Genomic DNA, 14,666 nt, shown 5'->3' with positions numbered 1-14,666 from the left:
CGCCCTTAACTTTTCGTTAACAACAGGGTGAGCGGGGACAATGAATTCCTCAACGATGGCGCGATGGCTGCGCGCGTGCGTGGCAGCAGCCGGGCTGGCAGTAACGGGAGGCTGGGTGGCGCCGGCTTTGGCGGCCGGAGTAATGGCGACCGGGGGCCTTACCTCGCAGCCGATCGGCCACTACGATTTCTGCAGGCTGTATCCCGGCGAATGCTCGATCCGTCCGCCCAGGCTGGCGCCCGCCGCCTTGACCGATGGCTTGATGCGCAAGCTGGCCAATGTCACCTCCAGGGTCAACGCCGCCGTCAAGCCGATGAGCGACATGGACATCTACGGCAAGGACGAGGTCTGGGCCTATCCCGACAAGGGCGTCGGCGATTGCGAGGACTATGTCTTGGAAAAGCGCCGCCAGCTCTCCCGCATGGGCGTATCGCTGGCCAACCTCCTGATGACCGTGGTGCGCAAGCCCGACGGCGAAGGGCACGCCGTGCTGACGGTGCGCACCGACGGGGGCGACTATGTGCTCGACAATCTGACCGACAAGGTCAGGCCATGGGACCAGACCGGCTATCGCTTCCTCAAGCGGCAAGCGATCGACAACACCGGCCGCTGGGTCTCGATCCGCGGTGGCCAGCAGGTCCTGGTCGGGTCGGTGCAGTAGGTTTCGCGGTCCTCCTGGGTGGTCGCACGCGTTGCTTCGTCATCCTCGGGTCTGCGCGTCCGCTTCGCTCCCGCTCCGCCCGTGGGATGACGAAAGCGGGGAGGCTTCTCGAGCCGTTACAAAAAATCCTCCGCACCTCCATGAACCATTTCGGTCCGGCCGGCGACACACAGCCGTGAACCGAAACCAACCATGGAGACTTCAAATGACTGCTTTTCTGCGTAACACCCTTCTCGCCACGGTCGCGCTGTCGGGCCTGGCCGGATCTGCTCTGGCCGACCAGACCGTTAGCTGTGCCAATACGAAGACCAACGACGTTTGGGCCGGCCGCTGTTGCGGCGCCGGCACTTCGGAATGCCTGGGCGGCGGCAATGGTGGCCGTGACCATCAAGGCAATGGCGGCAGGGGCGGCAATGGCGGCGGCAGCACTGCCGGCAAGAATTGATCTCGCTACAGCGCCCGCCGGCTGTCGCCGGCGGGCGCTGTTTTGCGTTGAGACGAATGTCCAGCCGCCTCGGAATTCTGCAATCGCCGGCTACGGCCGCCGGCCGAGTGCCGCGCGGATCGATGCGGTGATGTTGCGAAGCTCCGCCTCGTCGAGCTTTTCGATGTTCTCGGCCAAAAGGTTGGCGAGCTCGGTGGCGGCCGGGCTCAGGCCCGACGTGTCCAGCCTGACACGCGGATGCGAGGCCTCGGCCAGCCGCGCCAGCTCCTCGGCATCGTCCCAGATGATGTTGAAATAGCCGATGATCTTCTGGATCAGCGTCCAGGTCGGCGCGCCGCGCCGGCCGTGCTCGAGCGCCGACAGGTAGGCCGCACTGACGCCGATCGCGGCAGCCATATCCTTCTGGCTGACGCCGCGCTCGCTTCGGAGCGCCCGCAGCTTCTCGCCGAACGGGGTCATGCACCCGGCCCCTTGGCTTGGGGTCTCACGAGCGCACCCGCCGCAGCCTGATATAGAGCGCGCCCGAACCGCCATGGTTGCGGGCCGCATGGTCGTGGCTGGAGACCAGCGGCCGGAATGCCGGCGTCGACAGCCAGGCCGGCACCGCGCGCCGCAGCACGCCGTCGCCGCCTGAGGACGACCCTTTGCCGGTGATGACCAGCACATAGCGGATGCCGCCGGCATGCGCCCGATGCAGGAACGAAAACAGCAGCGAATAGGCCTCGTCCTGCGTCATCCCATGCAGGTCGACGCGGCCCTCGATAGGCAGCCGGCCCTTCGACAATTTGTCCAGCGTCGGGTCGTCCAGGCGGTGCGTGACATGCTGTGGCTTCGGCTTTGCCGCACCCACCGCATTGGCGGCGGGCTGGGCCGGTTGCGACGGCGTCGGCTTGGCTTCAAGCGCAATGTCTGGAATGTCGACGGCGGTTCTGCCCTTCAGCGGCTTGGCGGAGCGCGCCACCAGGTTCCACAGCACCCGGTCGTCCTCGCTCAGCTTGTTCTCATGCGGTCTATCCGGGCGCTTGCTCATCGCGCGCCCTCGACCAGCGGGCGCGGCACCAGCGCAAAGAAGTCGGCGGCGTTGCGCACCACGCCGGCGATCTCGCCGGCGGCATCGCCCGAACCGGCGAACAGATCGCCGCGCGCTGGCCCGGTGATGGCCGAACCGGTGTCCTGCGCGATCATCAGCCGCCGGAACGGTCTTGTGTCGAAGGCGGTGAGCGTCGGCGCGTCGATATAAAAGGGCGTGCCGAATGTGTGCAGCAGCCGGTCGACGGCGATCGAGCGGCCCGGTGTCAGCGGCACCTTGGCGGCGGCGATCGGGCCAAGGCTAGAGTCATCCACCGCCGCCTCGCGGAAGAAGATATAGGAGCGGTTCTGCCACAGGATCTCGTCGACGCGGTCCGGATGTGCCTTGAACCAGGCGCGGATCGATTGCATCGTCACCTCGGCGAGCGGGATTTCGCCCAGCTCGCTCAGGATCTTGCCGGGCCCGGTGAAACGCTGGCCGGATTTGGCCGCATAGGTGACGCGGCAAAGCCGGCCGTCCGTCATGGCGAGCCGCGCCGCCCCTTGCACATGGATGAAGAAGGCATCGACCTTGTCGGCGAGCCAGGCGATCTCCAGCCCTTGTCCGGCGAGCGCACCGCGCTCGATGGCGCCACGGTCGAAATATTCAGCCAGCCCGTCCCCCGTCCGCCGCGCGAAGGCGAGATATGGGTCCATGCCGTCAGGTCGGTTGGCGTCGTCGACATCGACGAGATCGGCCGGCCGCGACATGAGCGGCACGGAAAAATGCTGCGTTCGCACTGGCGACGCCTCGACCTGCGGCTCGTAGAAGCCGGTGACGAGGCCGGTCTCGGCCCGCACCAGCATGGGGACGAAATGGCGTTCGAAGAACGTGCGGGCGAAGAACGCGCGGGCCTGCGCCCCGCTCGGCGAAGAGGCGCCGCGCGCATCGGCATAGGCCTCCGCGAAAGCGCCGAAATCGACGCCGAGCGCACCGCTCCGGTAAGGCTTGGCCAGGACGTGGAAGGCGGAACGGCGAAAGGCCTCGAACGCCGGCAGATGGTCGTCGTCGCCCCAGCCGGGGAGATCATCGAAAGACTTTGCCGAAAAGAGAGGCGATAGCGACACCGGAGCCCGCCGTTGTTAAGGCTCAGTCTTCTTCTTCGGTGGCGACGAGCTTCCAGTTCGGATCGCGCGAGCGCGTGTCGCGGGCGAAGGTCCAGACGTCCTTGACCTCGGCCACGGTTTCGGGATCGCCGTCGATGACGGTGCCGGCCTTGTCGCGCGTCGCCGAGATCAGCTCGCTGATGATGCGCAGCGTGACATGCGCCTCGCCGCCCTTCATCTCGGCCGACACGATATCGGCCTTGTCGATGCCGACGAAGGACGACTGGATCTTCTCCGACTTGGCCTCGCGCTCGCCGATCGCGGCGACGAAGCCGTCGAAAACCTCGCGCGACAGAAGGTTCTTCAGCGTTTTGCGGTCGCCATCGGCATAGGCCATGACGATCATCTCGTAGGCCATCTTGGCGCCGTCGACGAAACCCTTGGGATCGAAGGACGGATCATTGTCCTTGATCGTGCGCAGGCCCTTGTTGAGGTCGGTGTCCGGCTTGGCGAAGGCATCGATCGCCGCATAGGCGTCGGGTGCGGCCGGCTCGCCCGGCAGCCGCTTGCGCGGCAGCGACACGACATTCTCGGGCTTCTGGGCGGCGTCCTTGTCGCCGGTGCGCGCCGCCGTGTAGGGGTCGAAAGGCGGCCGCTCGCTACCGGTCCGACGGCCCAGCACATTGCGCAGCTGGAAGAAGATCACCACCGCCGCGATCAGGAAGAAAATCGTGCCGAAGTCGAAGAATCCCATGTCTTCCGCCAATCAATCCCTGCCTCGTGGCCGGACCGCCCGGCCCGGAGCCGACGGTCGCATAGCGTTCATTATCCAAAGCATATAGAACGCAAGGCGCAATCATTCAAATCAAAGGCAGGCATACCTATCTAACAGCCCTAGTGCCAGCGGCGATTGGTCGCCGAAGGGACAAAACAATCGAATGGTCGGTAAAGACTTGCGCATTTCGCTGCTTCCCTTCTTTCTCCTCGCACTTCCGCTGCTGGAAATCGCCGGTTTCGTCGTCGTCGGCCGAGAGATCGGCGCGCTGGCGACGGTCGGCCTGGTGCTGGCCTCGAGCCTCGCCGGCGTGCTCTTGCTGCGGCACCAGGGTTTTGGGGTCATGTCGCGCATCCGCACCGAGATGAACGACGGCCATGATCCCAGCCGCCAGCTCGCCCACGGCGCCATGATCGTGGTCGCGGCGATCCTCCTGATCATCCCGGGTTTCATCACCGACATCATCGGCCTGCTCTTGTTCCTGCCGCCGGTGCGCGACCTTGCCTGGAGCCGGCTCAAGGGCCGCATCGTCGTCGCCACCAATTTCTCGACCGGCGGTTTTCGCGGACGCCAGCGCGACAAGGTCATCGACCTCGACGACGGCGACTATTCGCGCGAGGACGATTTGAAGCGCGGCCCGGATCACAATTCGCCCTGGCGGCGGCTGAAGGATGATTAGGGCGCTGTTCCTGCCTGTCCCGAACGTTAGCGCTGCCCCTCATTGCCCTGCCGGGCATTTCTCCCCGTAAACGGGGCGAAAGAAGCTAACCTCAACGCCGCCGACAATTGGCGAAATCGGCGGTCCAGCGTCCTTCTCCCCGTTCACGGGGAGAAGATGGCGGCAGCCAGATGAGGGGCGGCGCTGACCTCTCAGAACGATTCTCCAACGCAAAACCGAAGCCAACCGAAGCCAACCGCAATCGCCCCGCACCCGAAGGCGGCAAACCTTGTCTTGTCATGCCGACCATGGTAGCGAACGCCCGATTTCAATTCGGTCAGCAACGCTGCCCAGGCAAAAGGAAAAGGCTCATGGCCAGCAATGATGACGCGCCGGTCGGCGCGGCCAACGGAAACGGCAACGCGGCGCAGCAGCCGTCGCTCAACGTCCTGGCCCAATATGTGAAGGACCTGTCCTTCGAAAGCCCCGGCGCGCCCAATTCGCTGCGCGGCCGCGACAAGGCGCCCGGCATCGCCATCAACGTCAACGTCAACGCCAATCCGCTCTCCGACAAGCAGTTCGACGTCAATTTGACGCTGAACGCCAAGGCCTCCTTCGACCAGGAAGTGCTGTTCAACGTCGAGCTGGTCTATGGCGGCGTCTTCGCCATTTCCGGCTTCCCGCAGGAGCACATGCTGCCGATCCTGTTCATCGAATGCCCGCGCCTTCTGTTCCCCTTCGCCCGCCAGATCATCGCCGAGGCGACCCGCAACGGCGGCTTCCCGCCGCTGATGCTCGACCCGATCGATTTCGCGCAGATGTTCCAGCAGAAGATGGCCGAAGACCAGGCCGCGGCCTCGAAGACCCAGGTCAGCTGATTTCAGCCTGAACGGATGCTTGAAAAACCCGGCCTCGCGCCGGGTTTTTTGTTGGGCGCTACCTTGCAAGGCCCGGCGGGACAGCGCCCCCCTCTGCCCTGCCGGGCATCTCCCCCTCAAGGGGGGAGATTGGCAGCTCCGGCGCGACGCTCATTTCTGCAACGTTGGAGATTGGCGAAACCAGAAACGACATCCGATCTCCCCCCTCGAGGGGGAGATGTCCGGCAGGACAGAGGGGGGCGCCGTAGAACTCGACGTCGGACACCCCCTGCGGAGCATCGCATAACTCCTGCGGATTCCAGAACACTCCCTGGCGTCACCCAGCCCTATCATTCCCCCGGCAAATGGCACCCCGGCGGTCGCGGCCCCGCGTTGGCGACCGACCGGAACGCTCAACAACAGGGGAATGAGGATGAAATTCATGCTGACCGACCGCAAGCTGCATCCGCAAGCCGGGCCCGTCGCCGACGATTTCAGGAAGGGCGGCATCAACCGCCGTGAATATTTCGCGCTGATGGCCGGCCTCGGCGTCAGCGCCGCCGGTGCGCTGGCGCTCGGCGGTCTCGCCCCAACCCCGGCCCGCGCGGCCGAGCCGAAGAAGGGCGGCACCTTGCGTGTCGCCATGAACGTCAAGGGTTTCAAGGACCCGCGCACCTTCGACGGCGTGGAAATGTCGAATGTCGCCCGCCACTGCAACGAATATCTGGTGCGCTGGAACACCGATTTCTCGTTCGAGCCCTGGCTGCTCGAAAAGTGGGAGATGAGCGACGACGCCAGGACGCTGACGCTGCATGTGCGCAAGGGCATTTCCTGGTCGAACGGCGACGCCTTCAACGCCGACGATGTCGTCCACAACCTCACCCGCTGGTGCGAGGCCGGTGTCGCCGGCAATTCGGTCGCCGCGCGCATGGGCGCGCTGGTCGACGCCGACACCAAGAAGGTGGTCGATGGCGGCATCGAGAAGGTCGACGACTTCACCATCAAGCTCAACCTGCCCAAGCCAGACATTTCGCTGATCGCCGGCATGGCCGACTATCCGGCGCTGATCATGCACCGCTCCTATGACGGCGACGGCGACCCCATGAAGGGGCTCGCCATAACCACCGGCCCTTGCGAGCTGGTGAGCTGGGACGCCGAGACCGGCGCCGAGGTGAAGCGCAAGTCGAAGCCCTGGTGGAAGGGCGAATTCTGGCTCGACGGCATCAAATGGGTCGACTACGGCTCCGACCCCAACGCCATGCTGTCGGCGTTCGAATCCGGCGAGATCGACACCGACCACGAAACCGCCTCCGATGCCGTCTCGCAGACCGAGCAGATGGGGCTCAAGAACTCCGAGATCGCTACCGGCTCCACCATCGTCGCCCGCTTCAATGTCGGCAACGCGCCCTATGAGGACGTCAAGCTGCGCCGCGCCGCCCAGCTCGCCGTCGACAATTCCGCCGTGCTGAAGCTCGGCCTCGACGGCCGCGGGAAACCCGCCGACAACCACCATGTCGGGCCCATGCACCCCGAATATGCCGATGTCGGCCCGGCCAAGCGCGATGTGGAGGCGGCCAAGAAGCTGCTGGCAGACTCCGGCAAGGCAGGCCACGAATACGACCTCATCTCGGTCGACGTCGAATGGCAAAAGAGCACCGGCGATGCGATCGCCGCGCAGATGCGCGAGGCCGGGTTGAAGATCAAGCGCACCGTGCTGCCCGCCGCCACCTTCTGGAACGACTGGAGCAAATATCCCTTCTCCTGCACCGAATGGCTCGGCCGCCCGCTCGGCGTCCAGGTGCTGGCGCTCGCCTACAAGTCGGGAGCCGCCTGGAACGAAAGCGCCTACGCCAACAAGGAGTTCGACGAGCTGCTCGACAAGGCGCTGGCCACCCCGGATGCCAAGGCGCGCAAGGAGATCATGGCCGGCATCGAGAAGAATTTGCGCGATTCAGGCATCATCATCCAACCCTACTGGCGCTCGGTCTACCGCACCTACCGCAAGGGCGTCGAAGGCTGCGAACAGCACCAGGCGCTGGAGCAGCATTTCGAAAAGGTGTGGATCGAGTCTTAGCATCGAAGAGCACTCCAGCTCGCGCCCCCCGGCGCCCGGGCCGGCTGATTGCCGCTGTTGCGATGGCGCCGGACTTCCGCCCGGCGCCAGCCGCCGGATCGCCGCGCCGAAAACGGCGCGATCACAGCGAAAATGTTGCTGGACGCGCGGATCTCGACGGGCGGGGGAAGCGGGAAGCTGGCGAGAAGCGCCGCCCGGGCTTTGCCGACTACATTTGGCGCAGGCCCCTCTTGGGGAAATGGCCGGCGCGATGCCGTTGTGACAATTGCCTGAGCCCCGCGCCGGCCACCCAGCGACCTTGTTCAGGTCCGCCGCCCGATTTGTGTACCGATCCCCTATTGCACGAGCAACCGAGCCGGGAACTTGGTACGGTTTCGTACCGTCATGTTGGATTGATCTTGGGAGAGCGCTCGGGCGGCGCGGGCGGTGAAGGTCTTCCCTTCTCCCCTTTGTGGGAGAAGGTGGATTGCCGCGAAGCGGCAAGACGGATGAGGGGTGTTCCAGCTTGGCGATACGTCAACGGTAGTGCCCTGAAGCAAGCAGAACTTTTACCGCCTCACTCCGCTGGAGCACCCCTCATCCGTCTCGGCGCTGCGCGCCGATCCACCTTCCCCACAAGGGGGGAAGGAAGGCGCGTCGGCGCCCTACTTGATATGTTGCGTCAGCCGCGCGCTCATCGCTCGAATAGCCGGCGGCAGCGCGGGGAAGCCCGCCCGGGAAGGCCTCCTGCGGACTCTATTACCCGCAGGGTTGCGAGATCGGACAGGCGATGGCCGTCACGGCCGAGAGCTTCTCGCGCTTGTTCAGCGACGGCTTTTCATAGATCTTTTTCATGGATAATCCCCTAGCCCCCATGGCCGGCGCCCAATGACGCCGGCATTCGCGCGATGTCAATGCGGGGTGGATGCCGGATCGGGCGGTGCAGCGGTGAAGCGCGTTCCTCCCTTCCCCCCTTGTGGGGGAAGGTGGCCTCGCGAAGCGAGGTCGGATGAGGGGTGTTCCAGCTTGGCGCTACCGTCAAACAATCACGAGATCGAACCAGAAAACACCAACGCCTCACTCCGCTGGAGCACCCCGTCTCGGCGCTGCGCGCCGATCCACCTTCCCCCACAAGGGGGGAAGGAAGACCGCGTCCCCCTCACCGCTCATCCCTCATCAGCGTCCAGATCCACCCAACAAAAGTCAGCACCAGGAACGGATAGCCGGCGGCAGGCAGCGGCGCCGAGGTCGGCAGCAAGGGCGCGCCCCAGAGGATCATGCAAGCCGAGACGACAAACAGCACGGCGGCCACCAGCGCGGTGAGCCGCATCCACAGCGCAAATGTCCTGGGCGCGCTGACCATGACCAGTGCCGCCGCCCAAAGCGAGATGCCGCCGACATAGGAAGGCACGCTGGCCTCCAACCCCGCCGCATTGCCGGCCATCAGCAGCGTCTCGCCGGCCAGGAAGGTCAGGAAGCCCGCGGCGACGCAATCATTGCCCAGCCGCTGGTATTTCATCGTCAACAGCGCCGTCGCCACCACCAGCGCCGCGCCGTCGATCGTCCAGAGCGTTTCACGCGGCGCGCTGGCGACGAAGGTGCCGGCCAGGCCGAAGGCACCGCCGATGGCGAGGCCGAGAGAGGCGATGGTGTCTAGATTGGAACGCATGTGATGTTTCCCGAAGACGGAGAGAGGATACTCCGGTGCGGGTTAACAACAACACTGTGTAGATCGGGGTAGAACGACGGCGACTGCGATCACGGGAGATTGTTCAAAGGCCAAATTCAATGCGTTAGTCGGGCGTCACCAGCCTCGCATCTGCGCCAATAGTCGGCGTCCATTGCCGGCAAAAATCCGCCCGATTCCGTCATCCTATCCAGACATAGGAGTGTTTTTTCGATATCCAAAATTCCGCTCGCCAACAGGCTACACAAGATACCTATTGAGCCTATGACTTTCTCCTGCCCGATAATTCTTTCCGCGACCAGTCTCGCCCGTCGATCGTCGCAAACAAAGTAGATATCTTGATTCCGGCACGCGAGTATCGAATGCGCTTCTCCCTGCCCGATATTCTCGGTTCGAATGAAATCCTGCAGTTCATCGGGGTCCACCTCACTCTCGCACAGGCCGCATACGTTGTCCGAATGAAGTGTATCGAACAGTTCCCGATAAGGGCCGCTCATCTCCATCTGGACCGCTCCTACAATCGCCTTTTGTCCCCTGAGAAAAGCAAGCACGGTCTGTAGAAGCCCGCAATTAACGAGGTTAACCCAGCTGCAGGTGTCGAATCTGACGCTATCGGATAAATTCATAAACTTCGTTCACCGCATACCCAAATATATTGGCAACACGACTGACAGAATATTGGCCATCCTCGATCTTTGACCTAACGAACGACTTTATGGCGGGGGACAATACCGGGATTTCATCGTAATTATCTTTGACCGGAAGGCTACGCATGTAGGCCTCCGCGCTCTCGAAATTCTTTCTAATTTCGCTCAAAATCCGAGCCGTGACCCCTCTATCTATGACTCGAATCTGCTCCAACCTGTTCCCCGCAGCTTCAAAGCTTGAGCCAAAAAAGCGAGCGATGTACGCGATCTCGACTGACGAGATTGAGTCATCCTTTTGGTCAAATAGTTCCTTGAACCTGCTGATAAATCGCGTAGCCCCAAGAAGGGGTATCAGGAGGCATGATGCAAAAGCGTTAGCTAGTTTCTCATCATCCGCCGTGCTCGCTTCATCGTCGAATATGTTTTCGTCAATTATTGGCCTATTTCTACAATGCCCAAAAATTATGTGAGCCAATTCGTGAGCTATCGTGAATCGCATTCTCGGAAGATATTGGGCTGAAACAAATATGAAATTCATACCGTCTATACTGACGCATGCTCCATCCACCCCAAGGCCTCTCAACTTAATAATGTGAGCCAATCCAGCATCGCTAATGACCTTGGAAATATCTCTAATTGGGTCGATGTCCTGCCCAAGGCGAAAAAGGCTTCTTACCACGAGCGATGTGTCGTCGATTGATCTAAGGCTATCAGTACTCGCCTTCATTTCTATCTGTATATTTCTTTGATCTGGCCCCGCTTCTTTCAATATGAAGTCGGTGATCAACCGGACCCGCATTTCTGAGGAGTAAAACATATCCGGGTGACTGGACGAGCGAAGGCGCATGTCGGCCACACCGGTGCTGTCATCGAACTCGCCGATCGCGTCCACGGGAATGCGCAGATATTTACCGAGGGCAAGCAATTCACTGAGATTTGGACTTGATCCATGGGATATGGATTGCAGTCGCTCGACCGCGATACCAGTTCGCTTAGAGATGGTTGGGAATCGTGGTTCCAGGCGAGAAATTTTGCTTCTCACGCGATCATTTTCCCGACTTAATGTCGCCCAGCCATGCAAGCATGGTATCGACCTCTGATCCACCTATTTTGGACATGCGTCCGATTACGTCAATCGGCCTGTTTCCGGGTTTACCGACGACCTGTTGCAAGATGGGTAAGGTTTCATTTCGGCTACGCTGAACCTGGCCTGGAGTTTCTAAGTTTATGGAATTGCCCCCTACAATAAAGTTCTCGACGCGGCGATCAAATCCATCCTCTGAGTGAGTATCCAGGGGATGTTTGTCGCCGGTCTGGGATACCACCACATTCCCTGCTAGGAGGCCTTCAGGGGTCAGCGACAGTCGGTTCCCCGGAAACCTCGCGTGTGCTTCCAACGCGCTGATTTTTTCCGCTACTTGCATCCCGCCGATTATGTACTGTTGAAATCTTTCGATCTTCCCGCTGACGACAAATATCCAATCGCCGATGGAAACCGCGCGCCGAATATTTGGCATACATGCGCCCAGTGTAGGGACCGGTCCAAACATCGGATCTTTTAAGAAGCGGCCTGCGCCTGGATCTGCTCCCTGACCAGTTATGTAGACATAGCCGTTCATATTTATTCCTCTTGAAAAGGCCACGTTAAGCTATGATCTTTATATTCTCATCATAAAAACAAATTTGGCAACTTGATGGACCATCTTTTATTAGACCCGTTTGAGTACCCCGCAGGGATTGCCATCTGGGGCGGCGTCGAGCCGATTTTCATGACGGCTCACAGGCCCAACGAAGAGGCCGGAATACATGTTCACGCTCGCAAATCACCAAAAGCCGACAAAGACATAGATCAAAGCTTTGATGAAGTCACTTTCAGAGATCAAGCCACCGGACGGGACATACGGATTGATCAAGACGCGGCGGTAGGTTTCATGATCTCCCAGATTCTTGGCTTGCGCATGAGGCATGTTATTTGCACCAATTGCGGAGGGGACGTTTTTCTTGGGCGACAATCTGCAGCTTACCCATCGACGAGCCACAGATGCCCGTCATGTTCGACGGTTAATACTACCGGTGCCGAAACCGTGGCCAACCCATTGATATCCTTGCGCGAAGGGTATTCGAGCAAGATCGATCCGGCTGTGGTGCTGCCCCAACGACCATTATCGCTTCGATGGGACCAGTTTCCCGGAGGGATAGATATTTGGGGGTCCAATCAGGCGATAATCTGGACCGCTTGCAAACCCGAGGAGGAGGGCTTGCATATACACTGGTACGCTGGCGACGGCATGATGCTACGGGATGATACGTTCGACACTGTGACGATAGGAGCGACCGAGATAGACGTTACAGCTGCTCGGCTTTGGATGGCGCAGCGTGAAATACATCAATTACGTGCAGTGATTGGGTCAATAAATTGCGAAGAATGCGGTATACCGATATGCGACCAAGGTGTTCAGGCTCGTGCTGCTTCCAACGAGCACAAATGTTCGAAATGTGCGCACGTGACATTGTCTGTTAGCCCAATTATTGCAAATCCAACACCAACCGTTATTCAATCGCTGAAGGCGAGTTGGAAACAGGCTCAAAGCTAAATCTGCGCTGATTCTTCGTGAGCGTGAGTGGCCGGTGCCCAATCTCCACCGTTCAGCTTCAGCGCCGCGCTGGCGGGGGGCCCGCTGCCTCCGGCAACTCCCCCGCTTTCGAAGCCTGCCATCGATCCACCGGATCGATGACTTGGCGCGCTCCGCGCGCCAACCGGCTTCTCAATCCCCCATCTTCAGCGCCTGGATAAACGCCTCCTGTGGGATATCCACCTTGCCGAACTGCCGCATCCGCTTCTTGCCTTCTTTCTGCTTGTCGAGCAGCTTGCGTTTGCGCGAGACGTCGCCGCCGTAGCATTTGGCGGTCACGTCCTTGCGCAGCGCCGAGATGGTTTCGCGGGCGATGACCTTGCCGCCGATCGCGGCCTGGATCGGGATCTTGAACAGATGGTGCGGGATCAGCTCCTTGAGCTTCTCGACCATCTGCCTTCCGCGCTTTTCCGCCGCGGTCCGGTGCACCAGCATGGACAGCGCGTCGACCGGCTCCTCATTGACCAGGATCGACATCTTCACCAGATCGCCCTCGCGGTAGTCGGTCAGGTGATAGTCGAACGAGGCGTAGCCCTTGGAGATCGATTTCAGGCGATCATAAAAATCGAAGACCACTTCGTTGAGCGGCAGATCGTAGGTCAGCATGGCGCGCTTGCCGACATAGGAGAGGTCGGCCTGGATGCCGCGCCGGTCCTGGCAAAGCTTCAAGATGCCGCCGAGATAATCGTCGGGCGTCAGGATCGTGGCGCGGATCCATGGCTCCTCGATGGCCGAGATCTTGACCACGTCGGGCATGTCGGCCGGGTTGTGCAGCTCCTTCATCGAGCCGTCATTGAGCAGCAGCCGGTAGACGACCGAGGGCGCCGTGGCGATCAGGTCGAGATTGAATTCGCGCTCCAGCCGCTCCTGGATGATTTCGAGGTGCAGCAGGCCGAGGAAGCCGCAGCGATAGCCAAAGCCGAGCGCGGCGGAGGTTTCCATTTCATAGGAGAAGGACGCGTCGTTGAGGCGCAATTTGCCGACGGCGGCGCGCAGATCCTCGAAATCGGCGGCGTCGACCGGGAACAGGCCGCAGAACACCACCGGCTGCGCCGGCTTGAAGCCGGGCAGGGCATGGCCGGTCTGCCGCTTGTCCTCGGTGATGGTGTCGCCGACGCGGGTGTCGGCCACTTCCTTGATCGAGCCGGTGAAGAAGCCGAACTCGCCGGGGCCGAGCTCGTCGACATTGATGCGGGCCGGCGTGAACACGCCGGTGCGCTCGACCAGGTATTTGGCGCCGGTACCCATCATGCGGATGGTCTGGCCCTTCTTCAACACGCCGTCGATGATGCGCACCAGAACGATGACGCCGAGATAGGCGTCGTACCAGGAGTCGACCAGCATCGCCTTCAAGGGCGCCGACGCATCGCCCTCGCGCGGCGGCGGCAGCTGGTGGACGATCGCTTCAAGCACATCGGGAATGCCAAGCCCGGTCTTGGCCGAGATCAGCACGGCGTTGGAAGCGTCGATGCCGATCACTTCTTCCACCTGCTCGCGGATGCGCTCGGGCTCGGCGGCCGGCAGGTCGACCTTGTTCAGCACCACGACGATCTCGTGGTTGTTGTCGATCGCCTGGTAGACATTGGCGAGCGTCTGCGCCTCGACGCCCTGTGAGGCGTCGACGACCAGCAGCGAGCCCTCGCAGGCGGCGAGCGACCGCGACACTTCATAGGCGAAGTCGACGTGTCCGGGCGTGTCGATCAAATTGAGGATATAGTCCTCGCCATTGTTCGCGCGGTACTTCAGCCGCACCGTCTGCGCCTTGATGGTGATGCCGCGCTCACGCTCGATATCCATCGAGTCCAGCACCTGCTCCTTCATGTCGCGCAGCTCCAGCCCGCCGGTGGACTGGATCAGGCGGTCGGCCAGCGTGGATTTGCCATGGTCGATATGGGCGACGATGGAGAAATTGCGGATGTGGTCGAGGGGCGTGCTCATGCCGCGCGCTTTAGCAGGGGCGGCCAGCGGCGGCAAGGCTTGCGGGCCAAGGGCTGCCCCTTCGATCACAAAGCGGTGAGCCGCGCCAAAAAGCCCGCAATACCGGCCCGGCGGCCAGCAATGCCTAAACTTTGATCTATCGCGTTAGACGTTGGTTTGTCGGCTGCGTGGTACCTGCGAAGCCTCTAATGCCTTTG

16 protein-coding genes are annotated in these 14,666 nt (G+C 61.6%); 6 read left to right on the top strand and 10 right to left on the bottom strand.

From position 1 onward, the window contains the following. The first annotated feature begins 40 nt into the window (after window positions 1-40). The gene (locus AC0NIH_RS04080) at window positions 41-661 is read left to right on the top strand and encodes a transglutaminase-like cysteine peptidase (protein ID WP_473466409.1); all 621 of its coding nucleotides are present in this window, start codon (window positions 41-43) and stop codon (window positions 659-661) included. A 205-nt stretch (window positions 662-866) separates the two neighbouring features. Further along, the gene (locus tag AC0NIH_RS04075) at window positions 867-1,106 is read left to right on the top strand and encodes a hypothetical protein (protein WP_023769297.1); all 240 of its coding nucleotides are present in this window, start codon (window positions 867-869) and stop codon (window positions 1,104-1,106) included. A gap of 90 nt (window positions 1,107-1,196) precedes the next feature. On the opposite strand, the gene AC0NIH_RS04070 is transcribed toward AC0NIH_RS04075, so the two are convergent. The 4 genes from AC0NIH_RS04070 to AC0NIH_RS04055 are packed head-to-tail and all read right to left on the bottom strand — an operon-like array spanning window position 1,197 to window position 3,975. Next, complete coding sequence (locus AC0NIH_RS04070) at window positions 1,197-1,565, bottom strand: helix-turn-helix domain-containing protein (RefSeq protein ID WP_023779969.1); 369 nt, start codon at window positions 1,563-1,565, stop codon at window positions 1,197-1,199. Window positions 1,566-1,590: 25 nt separating this feature from the next. Further along, on the bottom strand, window positions 1,591-2,136 hold the full coding sequence (locus tag AC0NIH_RS04065; RefSeq protein ID WP_473466412.1) for a Smr/MutS family protein: 546 nt from the start codon (window positions 2,134-2,136) through the stop codon (window positions 1,591-1,593). After that, complete coding sequence (gene mltA / locus AC0NIH_RS04060) at window positions 2,133-3,242, bottom strand: murein transglycosylase A (protein ID WP_473466415.1); 1,110 nt, start codon at window positions 3,240-3,242, stop codon at window positions 2,133-2,135. Before mltA ends, AC0NIH_RS04065 begins: the two co-directional genes overlap by 4 nt. A gap of 22 nt (window positions 3,243-3,264) precedes the next feature. Further along, window positions 3,265-3,975 carry a Tim44/TimA family putative adaptor protein gene (locus tag AC0NIH_RS04055; protein ID WP_013892098.1) on the bottom strand — a complete coding sequence of 237 codons (711 nt, stop codon included), beginning with the start codon at window positions 3,973-3,975 and terminating at the stop codon, window positions 3,265-3,267. Window positions 3,976-4,174: 199 nt separating this feature from the next. On the opposite strand from AC0NIH_RS04055, the gene AC0NIH_RS04050 reads away from it, so the two are divergent. The 3 genes from AC0NIH_RS04050 to AC0NIH_RS04040 all read left to right on the top strand — a co-directional run bounded on the left by AC0NIH_RS04050 (window position 4,175) and on the right by AC0NIH_RS04040 (window position 7,585). Next, window positions 4,175-4,675 carry an FxsA family protein gene (locus tag AC0NIH_RS04050; protein ID WP_031250441.1) on the top strand — a complete coding sequence of 167 codons (501 nt, stop codon included), beginning with the start codon at window positions 4,175-4,177 and terminating at the stop codon, window positions 4,673-4,675. A gap of 350 nt (window positions 4,676-5,025) precedes the next feature. Continuing rightward, complete coding sequence (gene secB / locus AC0NIH_RS04045) at window positions 5,026-5,532, top strand: protein-export chaperone SecB (RefSeq protein WP_013892096.1); 507 nt, start codon at window positions 5,026-5,028, stop codon at window positions 5,530-5,532. A 412-nt stretch (window positions 5,533-5,944) separates the two neighbouring features. Then, window positions 5,945-7,585 (top strand): ABC transporter substrate-binding protein, encoded by a 1,641-nt coding sequence (locus tag AC0NIH_RS04040; RefSeq protein ID WP_473466418.1) that lies wholly within the window; start codon window positions 5,945-5,947, stop codon window positions 7,583-7,585. A 738-nt stretch (window positions 7,586-8,323) separates the two neighbouring features. Here the strand turns inward: AC0NIH_RS04040 and AC0NIH_RS04035 are convergent. The 5 genes from AC0NIH_RS04035 to AC0NIH_RS04015 form a co-directional block, all read right to left on the bottom strand. After that, window positions 8,324-8,419 (bottom strand): hypothetical protein, encoded by a 96-nt coding sequence (locus tag AC0NIH_RS04035; protein WP_023769288.1) that lies wholly within the window; start codon window positions 8,417-8,419, stop codon window positions 8,324-8,326. A gap of 304 nt (window positions 8,420-8,723) precedes the next feature. Beyond that, entirely contained in the window at window positions 8,724-9,233 is a 510-nt protein-coding gene (locus AC0NIH_RS04030; RefSeq protein WP_473466420.1) for a hypothetical protein, read from the bottom strand. 116 nt (window positions 9,234-9,349) lie between these two features. Beyond that, complete coding sequence (locus AC0NIH_RS04025) at window positions 9,350-9,877, bottom strand: PIN domain-containing protein (RefSeq protein WP_473466423.1); 528 nt, start codon at window positions 9,875-9,877, stop codon at window positions 9,350-9,352. Beyond that, a complete protein-coding gene (locus AC0NIH_RS04020; protein ID WP_473466425.1) occupies window positions 9,861-10,940 on the bottom strand; it encodes an ImmA/IrrE family metallo-endopeptidase in 1,080 nt (359 codons plus the stop codon). Before AC0NIH_RS04020 ends, AC0NIH_RS04025 begins: the two co-directional genes overlap by 17 nt. A gap of 4 nt (window positions 10,941-10,944) precedes the next feature. Further along, the gene (locus AC0NIH_RS04015) at window positions 10,945-11,517 is read right to left on the bottom strand and encodes an Nmad2 family putative nucleotide modification protein (RefSeq protein WP_473466427.1); all 573 of its coding nucleotides are present in this window, start codon (window positions 11,515-11,517) and stop codon (window positions 10,945-10,947) included. A gap of 75 nt (window positions 11,518-11,592) precedes the next feature. Between AC0NIH_RS04015 and AC0NIH_RS04010 the strand changes: the two genes are divergently transcribed. Then, window positions 11,593-12,492, top strand: a complete 900-nt coding sequence (locus AC0NIH_RS04010) for a hypothetical protein (RefSeq protein WP_473466430.1) — start codon at window positions 11,593-11,595, stop codon at window positions 12,490-12,492. A gap of 171 nt (window positions 12,493-12,663) precedes the next feature. Here the strand turns inward: AC0NIH_RS04010 and lepA are convergent, their stop codons facing one another. Beyond that, entirely contained in the window at window positions 12,664-14,469 is a 1,806-nt protein-coding gene (lepA, locus tag AC0NIH_RS04005; RefSeq protein ID WP_473466432.1) for a translation elongation factor 4, read from the bottom strand. Window positions 14,470-14,666: the final 197 nt, after the last annotated feature.

Source organism: Mesorhizobium sp. WSM1386 (genome assembly GCF_055901595.1).
Note: the sequence above shows the minus strand (reverse complement) of the source record. Positions and strands in the feature narration are given on the sequence as shown.

Coding starts and splice junctions, on each gene's coding strand:
- AC0NIH_RS04065 (WP_473466412.1), bottom strand. CDS start 2,136: ATGAGCAAGCGCCCGGATAGACCGCATGAGAACAAGCTGAGCGAGGAC.
- AC0NIH_RS04070 (WP_023779969.1), bottom strand. CDS start 1,565: ATGACCCCGTTCGGCGAGAAGCTGCGGGCGCTCCGAAGCGAGCGCGGC.
- AC0NIH_RS04055 (WP_013892098.1), bottom strand. CDS start 3,975: ATGGGATTCTTCGACTTCGGCACGATTTTCTTCCTGATCGCGGCGGTG.
- AC0NIH_RS04030 (WP_473466420.1), bottom strand. CDS start 9,233: ATGCGTTCCAATCTAGACACCATCGCCTCTCTCGGCCTCGCCATCGGC.
- AC0NIH_RS04080 (WP_473466409.1), top strand. CDS start 41: ATGAATTCCTCAACGATGGCGCGATGGCTGCGCGCGTGCGTGGCAGCA.
- AC0NIH_RS04035 (WP_023769288.1), bottom strand. CDS start 8,419: ATGAAAAAGATCTATGAAAAGCCGTCGCTGAACAAGCGCGAGAAGCTC.
- lepA (WP_473466432.1), bottom strand. CDS start 14,469: ATGAGCACGCCCCTCGACCACATCCGCAATTTCTCCATCGTCGCCCAT.
- AC0NIH_RS04040 (WP_473466418.1), top strand. CDS start 5,945: ATGAAATTCATGCTGACCGACCGCAAGCTGCATCCGCAAGCCGGGCCC.
- AC0NIH_RS04075 (WP_023769297.1), top strand. CDS start 867: ATGACTGCTTTTCTGCGTAACACCCTTCTCGCCACGGTCGCGCTGTCG.
- AC0NIH_RS04010 (WP_473466430.1), top strand. CDS start 11,593: ATGGACCATCTTTTATTAGACCCGTTTGAGTACCCCGCAGGGATTGCC.
- secB (WP_013892096.1), top strand. CDS start 5,026: ATGGCCAGCAATGATGACGCGCCGGTCGGCGCGGCCAACGGAAACGGC.
- AC0NIH_RS04015 (WP_473466427.1), bottom strand. CDS start 11,517: ATGAACGGCTATGTCTACATAACTGGTCAGGGAGCAGATCCAGGCGCA.
- AC0NIH_RS04025 (WP_473466423.1), bottom strand. CDS start 9,877: ATGAATTTATCCGATAGCGTCAGATTCGACACCTGCAGCTGGGTTAAC.